Here is a 12,167-nt window from a genome sequence, read left to right on the forward strand (position 1 = left end):
ACCCATTTTGGAGTGACTATATATTCTGGAGTGAGGAATATGTAAACGAAGACTTAAGTATCAATTATGAGAAATTTTTTGATAAAATTTCTGAGTATCCAAATTCTCATGAATATAAAACAAAAAGTCGCATTTTAGAGTTGGCTCAAAAACTTGTCATTAGAGATTTCTCTGATAGTAGCGAAGTTGATATCGTAAATGAAATCAATGAATTGTCTCCTGATATCAGTTGGACAAATTATCTTTTTGTCGATAAGACCTGCTTAAACAATGACGGCAGTATCAATAAAGAAGCATTCTTAAATAAAATATTTAAGGAGAGCTGGAATGAAAACTTTAGATAGTTCATTGGAATAGATTTTCAGATACGTGCTTCCCTTTTCCCAGATAATAAAAAAGCCCAATCCTCTACTTTGACTGGGATTGGGCTTTTTGTCATACTAAGCTCAACTGACTATTATGCTGCGTTTTTGCTCTCAGCAGCTAACTGACGTAGCACATAGTGCAACACGCCACCATGACGCACGTACTCGCGCTCTTTTGGCGTCTGGAGCATGACATTGACATCAAAGCTCTCAGACGAACCATCGGCACGTGTGGCCGTGACTTTGGCGGTCTTGCTTTCGCCATTATCTAGACCTGTAATACTAAGCACTTCTGAGCCGTCCAGTTTATAGGTATCCGCATTTTTACCCTCTTTAAAGGTTAATGGCAAGACACCCATACCGACGAGGTTTGAGCGGTGAATACGCTCAAACGAGCTGGTCAATACTGCTTTTACGCCAAGCAAAATCGTACCCTTCGCTGCCCAGTCACGGCTAGAGCCAGAGCCATATTCTGCACCGCCAAGTACCACGAGCGGACGCCTGTCTTCTTTATACTTCATTGCCGCATCATAGATGGCCATTTCTTCGCCGTCTTGAATCGTGGCGCTATCGCCTTTGAAGTAATAAGTATAGCCGCCCTCTTTGCCAGCCATCATGGTATTTTTGATACGGATATTGGCAAAGGTACCGCGCGTCATGACCGCATCATTACCACGGCGTGAGCCATAGCTATTGAAGTCGGCTTGCATTACACCGCGCGCTTGCAAGTACTTGCCTGCAGGCGAATCTGGATCGATATTACCGGCTGGTGAGATATGATCAGTAGTAATTGAATCACCGAATAGACCTAAGATGCGTGCGCCTTCGATATCAGGAATACCTTCTGGCTCCATGGTCATACCATCAAAGAACGGCGGGTTTTTGATATAAGTAGACGCTTCGCTCCACGGATACAACTGGCTATCGGCTGAGCTAATAGCGTTCCATGCGGCACTACCGTCAAACACTTCACCGTAGTTTTTGCGGAACATATCCGCATCGATATTATTGGCAATCAGCTCATTGATCTCATCTGACGTTGGCCAAATATCTTTTAAGAAGACATCTTTGCCATCTTGATCTTGTCCTAACGGCTGCGTCGTTAAGTCAATATCAACCGTACCTGCCAGCGCATAAGCAACTACGAGTGGTGGTGACGCCAAATAACTGGCTTTTACGTGCGAGTGGATACGACCTTCAAAGTTACGGTTACCTGACAACACGGCAGCAGCGACTAAGTCTTTTTCTTCGATACCTTTTTCAATCGACTCTAAGAGCGGTCCTGAGTTACCAATACAAGTGGTACAACCATAACCCACTAAATAGAAGCCTGTTTTTTCAAGCTCGTCCATTAACTTAGATTTTTCAAGATAATCGGTGACGACTTTCGAACCGGGAGCCAATGAAGTTTTGACCCAAGGCTTGGCTTTTAGACCTTTTGCAGCGGCTTTTTTCGCCACTAATCCCGCGCCAATCATCACTGCAGGGTTTGAGGTATTGGTACATGAGGTAATCGCTGCGATAACGACAGAACCATCACGCAATTTATGGCTCTTATCATCGATATTGACGTCAGAGAAAACATTAGGCTTAGCATAGAGTCTATCCGCTTGCTCCTGCTCGCCGCCTTCTTCATCAAAGCGTACCTTGCCTTCGACTTCTGATTTGCGGTCTTTGGTCATTTTTTCTAAAGTTTCGCCAAATTTTTCGTGCATATCAGATAAATTGATACGCTGCTGTGGCAAATTCGGACCGGCAAGTGCAGGCTGTACCGATGATAAATCAAGCTCTAGTTTACTTGAATACGTTGCCGCTGGGGTATCGGCATCGTGCCATAAACCTTGCGCCTTGGCATACTTTTCGACCAACTCAATCTGACTTTCTTCACGACCTGATAGACGCAAATAATCAATTGCCATTTGGTCAATCGGGAAAATACCACAGGTTGCCCCATATTCTGGTGACATATTGGCAATCGTCGCACGATCCGCCAGTGGCATACTGTGTAAGCCTTCGCCATAAAACTCCACGAATTTACCAACCACACCATGCGCACGCAGCATTTCAACCACACGCAATACCAAATCTGTCGCGGTAACGCCTTCAGTGAGTTTGCCTTTTAACTCAAAACCGACCACTTGTGGAATCAGCATTGATGACGGTTGACCAAGCATTGCCGCCTCCGCTTCAATACCGCCGACACCCCAACCAAGCACGCCGATACCATTAATCATCGTCGTATGACTGTCCGTACCGAATACCGTGTCTGGATAAGCAGTCAGCTCACTTTTACCATCAACATTGACATCAGCAGCCATTACAACACGAGCTAAGTATTCAAGGTTAACCTGATGCACGATACCAGTGGCTGGTGGTACGACCACAAAGTTTTTAAACGCATTACGACCCCAATGCAGGAATTCATAACGTTCATTATTACGTTTAAATTCAATTTTTTCGTTTAAATCTAGTGCATCTTCTCGGCCATAAGCATCGACTTGTACAGAGTGATCGACAACCAATTCACTCGGGATAAATGGGTTAATTTGCTCAGCTTTACCGCCAAGCTCAACCACCGCATCACGCATGGCTGCCAAATCGACAACTGACGGCACACCAGTAAAGTCTTGCAAGACTACACGGGCTGGCATAAAGGCGATCTCTTTTGACGCTTCTGCGCCTGCGTCCCAGTTGGCAACGGCTTCGATGTGGTTTTTGCCGACAGATTGACCATCATCTTCATTACGTAAGAGGTTTTCTAAGACGATTTTCATGCAAAATGGTAATTTGCTGATGTGCTCAAAAGTTTCGGTCAGCTTTGGCAAACTGTAATAGGCATGTTCCTTGCCATCGACCGAAATGGTGTCTTTTACATTAAAAATATCACTCATGGTAGCTTCCTTATCGTTGTTATAGATCCTAAGCCCAAACGGTTATAGGTTTATGCTGAGGATTGGTGGCTAGATAGATGATTGTACGAGTTGCATTCAAAATCGTTATTATTTGACACAGTAGAATATAAAGTTGAGTTAACAAAATAGCTAAGCGACTCTTTAGAACTTAACAATAACGCTCTTTTACCATAACAAAACGGCGGTGCTTTGTTAACGTCTAGACGTTGTCAAATCGTGGCATAATCGTAAACGTAACAAGGGTTTAACATTCTATTATTAAGTATCAATATATTTTCCAAAGAAACATTAGAATCAAAGGTAGTGGGTAAACCGGTCGCCGCATACGAGCCTTATCTGTTAGACGTTTGGCTGCGCTATGCTATTATGGTGCGCTTTTTTACCGCTAGGCAAACGCCTCGAAACAATCGTTTCGCGCGCTATTTATTGATGAGTTTTTATGGCAAATTTTAACACCCACCTGAATGTTGCATTCATGGTCAGTGGTACGCTCAGTTTGACGGTTTATAAAGCGGGATTGATTGATGACTCGGGGTTTTTAGTTTGCGTGGCGCTCGGCACCATCGGTGGGCTACTTCCCGATTTGGATTCTGATAACTCCACACCGATTAAGCTTGGGTTTAATATCACCTCGTTTATTTTTGCCTTTGGTTTGGTCATGCATTGGCGCAGTGAGCTGAGTTTGCTTGCCCTGATTGCATTATGGCTAGCAGGCTACGGCTTTATGCGTTATGTGGTTTTCTCTATTTTTACCAACATGACCGTGCATCGCGGCGTCATTCACTCCGTGCCTTATATGGCAATTTTGGGTTTGGGGCTGACTTATTTAAGCTACTACGTCTTGCACCTCCCATTAACGGCAAGCTGGTTTTACGGTTTATTTTTATTCGGTGGCGCGCTAGTGCATTTGACATTGGACGAATTATATAGCGTCAATTTATCCAATATGAAAATGAAGCGCTCATCAGGTACAGCGATGAAGTTTTATCAGCCTAAAGATAAGTGGTGGTATTTATTACTATATACACTGCTCGCCATGTTGGTCTATTTTGCCCCACCGTTTGATGCGTTTTGGCAGCAGCTGCGTGACCCAGCACCATGGGCACAGCTAAAAGTTGGCATATTGCCAGAACTGATAAAAAGCATGCTGCGATAAAGATACGATAAAGCAGTAAAACCCAAGCGAAAATGAGAATAAAACATGCAACCTAATCTACACGTTTGCCCTTGCCAAATTCATCCATCATCAAGCGCTATCAGCTCACCACGACTGTATAAAGATTGCTGTCAGCCTTATCATGAGGCTGTTTATAATGAGGCTGTTTATAATGAGGCTGTTTATAATGAGGCTGTTTATAATGATGCTGTTTATAATGGTGAGGTTGACAAAGCAGAGGGTATAAAAGCGGAGACAGCCGAACGTCTCATGCGTACGCGCTATAGTGCCTTTGTGTTGATTAAGACAGACTATATCGTCAAGACCACTCTAACCGCGCAGCAAGACTTGCTAGATATCAAGGCGATTGAATCGTGGGCAAAAGAGACGAATTGGGCAGGATTAGAAATCGTAGCGCACACGCCAAAGCTAGGCAAACGCCATGCGCAAGTTGAGTTTAAGGCTTATTTTAATATCAAAGATAATACAGCTAGTTTAGAAGAGAAAATGCAGGCGCATCATGAGCTGTCCACCTTCGTGAAGGTAAAAGACAAAGTCAATAATGATGTACGTTGGTATTTCTTAGATCCTACGGTCGCAATGAGCGTCAGTCAAAAGCAACCGTGTATCTGTGGGTCTGGTGAGAAGTTTAAGCGATGTTGTGGGAAATTATAACAATCTAATCAAGAAGCCGATTTCTTTATTTTTAGAGAACTACCTTTGTTTTCCAACTCCATCCACCTTTGATGTTTCAAAGAAACATTCAACAACTGAGCTATTTTTTGTTTTTCCTTAAAATCTACTGGATACATATAAATATGCTGAATAATTAGCTGCTTCATAAGTCTTTGACATACTACATTATTACTAAAGCATTGATTTAGTCTAATAATTTCCTGAATATTCAGTGTTTTATTGAACTGTAGATCTATAGATAATTTTGAACAATATGCACTGGGGTATTTTTTGTACTTTCAATTTGGCGATAAACCTCAAAAGCTTCCTTAGACCCTATAGAGTGCGCTATTTTTTGTATTGTGGCGTATAAAACATTATAGGTTAAGTGTAAATACGCTTGCTCAGCATGCTCTTTCACTTCACTATTTGTCATACGAGAATCCAAAGCGATATTCTCAGCAATGAACCTCACTATATTTTCTTGCGCTTTATCAGATATATTTAAGAAAAAATTCAGAAATCTTAATCCTGCATCAATTCCATCTAGAGCAAGATTAGTTATAACTGATTTTTCAATACTAGCATGCCTATTGTTTATTATTTTCCAGCTATCTCCATAGATTTAAAAACTTTATTAATATTGGATAAAATATCGTACGATAGTTCATCTTGCTCAACATCATCGTTATTCAATTTCTCTTGATTTCTAAGTACTCATCTACTTTTTTCGCTCTGTCTTTTTTTGACCTAAATCTAGTAGTCTTAGGCTTTCTAAAAATTCTTTGCATAAAATTCTCTTATATTATCTAAGTAATATAAGAATAATTTTTTCACAAGAAACTATAATTCTTATATTATTTTCATCCAAATTCTAATAAATTTCAATGGATATTATTCTTCTTTGGTTTTTTTATAGGTGCAAAGAAGATAGTAGAAGGTGAAAGAACTTATTAACAAACAGTTAATACAGTTGAAAACCCCGCAAGTCTGAACCTTTCCATGGGGTAATTCTTTTTAATTCCTCGTCAAATTGTTCTTTTAGACTTGAAATTTCATTCAATACCAACTATTTTTTGTATGATTTTAAAAATCAAATATTAAATAATCTTCTTTATGTAATTTTTTCAATAAATTTAGAATGAAATTTTCACGGCTTTCTAATACGGAAGACGATGTGTGTATATCAATAAGTTTTTCGGTTTTCTCATCATATTCTTGTATATCAGGAATAACATATATATCTTCCAATTTTACCTCACCCACTAAACGATGAGATAGTTTAACCCCAGTATCATTTAACCAAGATAGGAAATTGTTTGTAACTTCAATTTTAGAGCTACCTAATGACACCTCAGATTTAGCTAGAGTTTTTTTTGAGTTATCTCTTTTGCAACATCCTTTATTCCTTGCACAACATCTAACCAAGCCTCATCTTCATCATGCCAACTTTTAACAGCCCTAGCATCCTTAGGTAAACCTTGGAATTCTGAAAAACTCATGTCATGCCAGTCACAAGCTCTAATAACAACTGGTATGAGTACAGACCTACCCTCATCATGCTGCTTTACAGCTGTTCTTACTTCTATTTCTTGACTATAATCAGAGTTGATAAAGCTTGAACTCACTAAAAAAATAATTATGTCGGCTTCTGATAAATTACTATCAATTTCATCTTTCCATTTGGTTCCAGGCATAATTTTTCTGTCATGCCATGAATCAATTAATTTGTTTCTGGTTAGAGAAGATAAATGCTCCTCTAGATCCTCCTTATATTTTTCATCTTTGTGTGCATAACTGACAAATAATTTAACAGACATCTTATAATCCCTTTATTTATTAAACGCTCGCCCCAACTGACCCTGCCATCGCAATGTCTTTATAAATAACATCACCATCTTGGAATATCAGACATTCATTGACGGCTAACTGTTGCCATTTTTCATTTTCAGTCAATGGCACGGTCACTAGTATCGTCACTTTATCGGTATCTGTCGTCACATCACCAAAGTTAATCGCTAAATCATCATCTGCCAATTTCGCCTCGCCAAACGGCGCTTGACGCGTGAGATAAAACAATAAACTCCCCGCATAAGCCAATTGCCAGCTACCATTTGATATCAAGCAATTAAACAACCCATTGGCGGATAAATAACGACATTGAGTGGTCAAAAAGTTAAACAGCGTTTTGTCATCAGGACGCAATTTAAAGCTACTTTTTAGGCGATTAACAAGGTAGCAAAACGCCATTTCAGAATCAGTTGAACCAACTGGCTGGCAATGTGAGGCGTTGCCGTTGTCTTGCAAGCGCTGACAGCGTTTGATAAATTCGCTATTCATTTGCCCATTGTGCGCAAATACCCACTGCTCGCCCCACACTTCACGGACAAAGGGATGGGTGTTTGCCAAACAATTCTGCCCTTGGGTCGCTTTACGAATATGAGCGATGACATTCATGGCTTTAATTGGATAGTTATTAACCAAATCAGCCACGGGCGATAAATGGCTTGGGCGATTGTCATGGAATAAGCGTAGACCAGTTGAAGCATTCTCTGGTTTGTCACTATTAGTGCATTCGCTACGCTCAAAAAATGCAATGCCAAAGCCGTCTTCATGGCTATCGGTCATGCCACCGCGACGACGAAACCCTGCAAAGCTAAAACCAATATCGGTTGGGGTATTACAGTTCATTCCTAGGAGTTGACACATTTATACTTCACCGCCGTTCTTGTCGTCTTGTGCAGAATTTAAAGTAGGGTTAATTTTGGCGGCTGACGTTTCATCAAACACCTCATAAGGCGTTGCCCCATCGGTGTCAATATTTGCCAAAATGCGCTGTGCATGCGCCAAATCAGTATCCTGCACCCACAGCACAATCCCAGAATTCATACCGGGCATCGCACTCAGCGGTTGCAGAGACACCGTAATACCATTGTTACGCAGCAGATTGGCATGCAGATCACCTTGAATATTGGTGTCGTAGCGTGCCAGTTTGTGCCAGTTATCAACTTGATCGGTCATGATAAATTCCTTTTAAATATTTATAAATATAACTCGTTGCTATCATTCTATTAGCAACCGAAACCTTGTGACCAATTAATTTGATTTAACGGATAAGCATCAATATTGAAACCGTTTGGATAATCTTTAAAGCCAGATTGTGATTTTAATTGCTCAATAGCAGCTTGTGCTTGTTGCTCAGTCGCAAACACACCGATTATCTTAAAATCTTCGATATCGTTATTTTTATCATCATCTTTATAACGCGCATGCTCTAGTGCAAATACGGTATTTTGCGCTTTTTCTACATGTGACCAATGATAAGCGGCAAGGCGTTTCATCAGGTCAGGATTTTTGACCATGATATTATCGCCAGTACGTCCTTCGGTACGGTTATAGTGGATAACGTTTAAACGTAATAGCCAAAAAATCACCGCCGCTTTTGCGAGCATCACTGGTAAGGCACGTTTTTCATCTTCACCGAGCATGCGTTTCGACTCATAGCCTTGTAAGAAAGCCGCCATTTTACTGCGGTCAAAATTGACGGTTTCGCCTTGCTCGGCATCGCCCCAAGTCGTACAAAAATCATTAATGGTAATGGCAATATCCATCACATAATGCTCGACGCTGACTTCGGTAAAGTCTAACAATCCCGTTAAACTCTCTGCGCCTTTTTGGCTATTATTTAACGATAAGTCCCATAAGGTATTATCAGCGAACATGTCTAAATGACATAAGCCTTTTGGTAAAGTCGCAAGCGGCAAATCCGTATAAGACTGCCAAATATCACTCATCAATTTGGCTTCGTCAGCTGGCATAAACTGCCTTTCACGATCGCGCACCTCGCTCCATGGGTATAAAGGCACGCCATATTCTTCCGCAGGTTGTAGTGCTTGCAATGTCTCATGCAGCATCGCTAAAGCGGCGCCAATTTCATGACACATCGCTTGCGTCGTCTGCTGTGGATGCGAGCCTGCTAGGCATGGCACTAAGGTAATCGCTTTATTGTCATAGCGTATGACATAGCATTTTTCTGCGCTATCAGCGCCTAAATCAAGCAATGATAACGGCGCGGCGACCGGTAATTTACCGTCTAGTTGATTTAAGATAATCGCCATCTTTTCGATATCTTCTGGTGGACGCTCTTCAAACAAGGTAAATACATAAGAGTGTGCGCCATCTACATCGTCAGTCGTCTGAATAAACCAGTTAGAGTTTTTGATACCTTGGGTGATCGGAATGGCACGCGCGAACGATACGCCAAAACGGTGGCAAAAATCGGCAAACTGGTCATCGGTTAACTGGGTATAGACGGACATGACATCTCACTTATGGCAATTAAAAGAAGGTAAATACATACGGTAATGACAGTGATTGTACCGTGCATGAGCAAACTTTGGCTAAAAGCATAATAATCTTGCGAAAACCTGCCTGAGATGGCGGTGATTTTGCTAGACTAGCGCTTATAGAATGAATTGATTATAAGGCGAAAGTCCCTATGTTAGCAAAGCGTATCATTCCTTGTTTGGACGTTGATAATGGTCGTGTGGTCAAAGGTGTGCAGTTTGTCGATATCAAAGACGCAGGCGATCCTGTTGAAGTAGCAAAACGCTACAACGAACAAGGCGCTGATGAAATTACTTTTTTGGACATTACTGCGACCAATGATGAGCGCGATACCACCTATCATACCGTTGAGCGTATGGCGGAGACGGTATTTGTTCCGCTGACAGTTGGTGGCGGCGTGCGTAAAATCGCTGATATTCGCAATCTATTGAATGCGGGCGCGGATAAAGTAGCGATTAATTCAGCAGCGGTATTTACCCCTGAGTTCGTTGGTGAAGCCGCGCAGAAATTTGGTAACCAATGTATCGTCGTGGCTATCGATGCCAAACGCGTCGCTGATATCAATGTCGATGGTATTATTGTACCTCGTTGGGAAATTTTCACCCATGGTGGTCGCAAACCAACGGGTATCGATGCCGTTGCTTGGGCAAGCAAAATGGCTGAGCTTGGCGCTGGCGAATTACTGGTCACCTCGATGGATGGTGATGGCACCAAAAAAGGCTATGATTTGGCACTAATGCAGCAAATTACCAGCCGCGTCAATGTGCCTGTTATCGCCTCAGGCGGCGTCGGCAATTTGCAACATTTAGCCGAAGGGGTGTTGGAAGGCGGCGTCGATGCCGTCCTTGCTGCCAGCATCTTCCATTTTGGTGAGTATACGGTTCAAGAAGCCAAAGCGTATATGGCAGCGCAAGGCATACAAATGCGTCTATAGTACGCTCGTAAAGTACAAATAAAACAGAAAAAAATGTTATCATAGCGCTAACCACTTATTTTCGTTCATTTAACTGATTATCTAACGGATAATAAGCCATTTGAACCTAGCAATATATTTAGCGCATTATTTATTCCTACATTTTAATTAAAAGCCCATTCGGCAAAGGATTTTTTATGTCAAATCTACAACAGCAGCGCAATGACGTGACTCACATCGATGGTAATTTACATCAAAACAAAGACGTTCGTATTGGTATCGTCGTCGGTCGTTTTAATGGTTTTGTGGTTGAATCATTGGTAGATGGTGCAATTGATGCGCTACTACGTCACGGTGTATTGGGTAGCAACATTACCGTTATCCGTGTACCGGGTGCTTTTGAATTACCATTGGTTGCTCAACGTGCCGCTGAATCTGATCGCTTTGATGCCATCGTTGCTTTAGGCGCGATTATCCGTGGTAGCACCCCGCATTTTGATTTCGTTGCAAGCGAATCTGCAAAAGGCTTAAGCGCGGTAGCTATGGACTATAATATCCCTGTTGCCAATGGCGTCTTGACCACTGACAGCATTGAGCAAGCGATTGAACGTGCTGGCACGAAAGCGGGTAATAAAGGCTCAGAAGCGGCAATGGTTGTACTAGAAATGCTTGCGGTACTATCACAGTTAGATATTGAAGATGACAGTGAAGACGCTTAATCAAGCCATCATTTGATAGGCTGTTAGTTATTTAATGAGCGCTGTGGTTCTTATGAGCTTTCGTTTTTATCGAGAGCCACAGCGTCAGTGTTACAAAGACTGTTACCAAGTACGCTACAAAACTCGACTGGCAAAGCCTGCCAGCTAACTACTATTTAACATTTTATTTTAAAACTTTTATCTTAGCAACTAGGTATAGACCCCCTATGACTGACCAACTCAAGCGCGCTATCAGCGCTGCGAAAACCGCCCAAACCAATGATAAACAAGCTGAAGCCACGCGCATCGCGAGCAGCAGTGCGGGTGATCAAATCTTCGATATGAGTGAGTCTTCTTACAAGACCAGTCACACCGCTATCCGGAAAGCGCGACGCTTTGCGATGCAAGGTCTATACGAATGGCTCGTCACTGACCGCCGCTTCGATATCGATGGTAAGCTTGGCTGGAAAGACAATGCCCCACACGATATCGCCGCTCGTACGCGCGCGACCAATGCCATGCATACCGTACATATTGGCTATTATCATGAAATGATGCGTGATATTCCAGAGCAAATCGAGACGCTAGATGTCCTTATCTCTCAGCATCTTGACCGTGAAATTGATAAATTGGACACCGTCGAACACGCTATTCTTTTGATTGGTGCTTACGAGCTACAAAACCGCTTAGAAATCCCTTATAAAGTGGTACTTGATGAAGCGATGAAGCTGAATAATCACTTTGGCGCTACTGACGCACATAAATTGATTAATGCCGTCCTTGATAAAATGGCCGTAGAGCTACGTGCTATTGAAGTAGAAGCAGATAGCAAAGCCAATTTACGCACCTCACAAAAAGCGGCTGCTAAACCTGTAATAAAAGCTGCTACCAATGCTGATGATAACGCTGATATAGACGATAGTGCTGATACAGCTGCCATTGAAGAAAAATCAACTGCTTCAAACAAGCCTCGTATCAGTGCCAATAATGCTACTGTCAAACGCAATAGCGCTAGTAAGGCTACTGCCAATATTAGTGACTTTAAAGCGAGCAAAAAAGCGATTGAAACAGACCGCACTGATGCAGACAGCAAAGACTAAT

Annotated in this window: 12 protein-coding genes and 1 pseudogene; 6 read left to right on the forward strand and 7 right to left on the reverse strand. The window is 42.0% G+C overall.

Annotation, left to right across the window (positions count from 1 at the left end):
• A pseudogene (locus JMW85_RS00005) lies at positions 1 to 344 on the forward strand (hypothetical protein); the annotation flags it as partial.
• A gap of 113 nt (positions 345 to 457) precedes the next feature.
• Here JMW85_RS00005 and acnA read toward each other — a convergent pair.
• On the reverse strand, positions 458 to 3,256 hold the full coding sequence (gene acnA, locus JMW85_RS00010) for an aconitate hydratase AcnA (RefSeq protein WP_201580542.1): 2,799 nt from the start codon (positions 3,254 to 3,256) through the stop codon (positions 458 to 460).
• A 460-nt stretch (positions 3,257 to 3,716) separates the two neighbouring features.
• Here acnA and JMW85_RS00015 point away from each other — a divergent pair, with 460 nt between their 5' ends.
• Complete coding sequence (locus JMW85_RS00015; protein ID WP_193007540.1) at positions 3,717 to 4,433, forward strand: metal-dependent hydrolase; 717 nt, start codon at positions 3,717 to 3,719, stop codon at positions 4,431 to 4,433.
• A gap of 45 nt (positions 4,434 to 4,478) precedes the next feature.
• Complete coding sequence (locus tag JMW85_RS00020) at positions 4,479 to 5,108, forward strand: YchJ family protein (protein ID WP_201580543.1); 630 nt, start codon at positions 4,479 to 4,481, stop codon at positions 5,106 to 5,108.
• Positions 5,109 to 5,361: 253 nt separating this feature from the next.
• Here JMW85_RS00020 and JMW85_RS00025 read toward each other — a convergent pair whose 3' ends face one another.
• The 6 genes from JMW85_RS00025 to JMW85_RS00050 all read right to left on the reverse strand — a co-directional run bounded on the left by JMW85_RS00025 (position 5,362) and on the right by JMW85_RS00050 (position 9,427).
• Entirely contained in the window at positions 5,362 to 5,544 is a 183-nt protein-coding gene (locus tag JMW85_RS00025) for a hypothetical protein (protein ID WP_201580544.1), read from the reverse strand.
• A 650-nt stretch (positions 5,545 to 6,194) separates the two neighbouring features.
• Entirely contained in the window at positions 6,195 to 6,461 is a 267-nt protein-coding gene (locus tag JMW85_RS00030; RefSeq protein ID WP_201580545.1) for a hypothetical protein, read from the reverse strand.
• Between the two features lie 11 nt (positions 6,462 to 6,472).
• Positions 6,473 to 6,928, reverse strand: a complete 456-nt coding sequence (locus JMW85_RS00035) for a toll/interleukin-1 receptor domain-containing protein (protein ID WP_201580546.1) — start codon at positions 6,926 to 6,928, stop codon at positions 6,473 to 6,475.
• A 19-nt stretch (positions 6,929 to 6,947) separates the two neighbouring features.
• Positions 6,948 to 7,817 carry a class II glutamine amidotransferase gene (locus JMW85_RS00040; protein WP_201580547.1) on the reverse strand — a complete coding sequence of 290 codons (870 nt, stop codon included), beginning with the start codon at positions 7,815 to 7,817 and terminating at the stop codon, positions 6,948 to 6,950.
• Positions 7,818 to 8,129, reverse strand: a complete 312-nt coding sequence (locus JMW85_RS00045) for a DUF2007 domain-containing protein (RefSeq protein ID WP_045452353.1) — start codon at positions 8,127 to 8,129, stop codon at positions 7,818 to 7,820.
• A gap of 50 nt (positions 8,130 to 8,179) precedes the next feature.
• On the reverse strand, positions 8,180 to 9,427 hold the full coding sequence (locus JMW85_RS00050; RefSeq protein ID WP_201580548.1) for a homoserine kinase: 1,248 nt from the start codon (positions 9,425 to 9,427) through the stop codon (positions 8,180 to 8,182).
• A 179-nt stretch (positions 9,428 to 9,606) separates the two neighbouring features.
• Between JMW85_RS00050 and hisF the strand changes: the two genes are divergently transcribed.
• The 3 genes from hisF (at position 9,607) to nusB (ending at position 12,166) form a co-directional block, all read left to right on the forward strand.
• A complete protein-coding gene (gene hisF, locus JMW85_RS00055) occupies positions 9,607 to 10,389 on the forward strand; it encodes an imidazole glycerol phosphate synthase subunit HisF (RefSeq protein ID WP_201580549.1) in 783 nt (260 codons plus the stop codon).
• Positions 10,390 to 10,565: 176 nt separating this feature from the next.
• Positions 10,566 to 11,087, forward strand: a complete 522-nt coding sequence (gene ribH / locus JMW85_RS00060; protein WP_045445783.1) for a 6,7-dimethyl-8-ribityllumazine synthase — start codon at positions 10,566 to 10,568, stop codon at positions 11,085 to 11,087.
• Positions 11,088 to 11,293: 206 nt separating this feature from the next.
• Entirely contained in the window at positions 11,294 to 12,166 is an 873-nt protein-coding gene (nusB, locus tag JMW85_RS14095) for a transcription antitermination factor NusB (protein WP_227681622.1), read from the forward strand.
• The last annotated feature ends 1 nt before the right edge of the window (position 12,167 follow it).

It is taken from the genome of Psychrobacter glacincola (assembly GCF_904846075.1).
Taxonomy (GTDB): domain Bacteria; phylum Pseudomonadota; class Gammaproteobacteria; order Pseudomonadales; family Moraxellaceae; genus Psychrobacter; species Psychrobacter glacincola_C.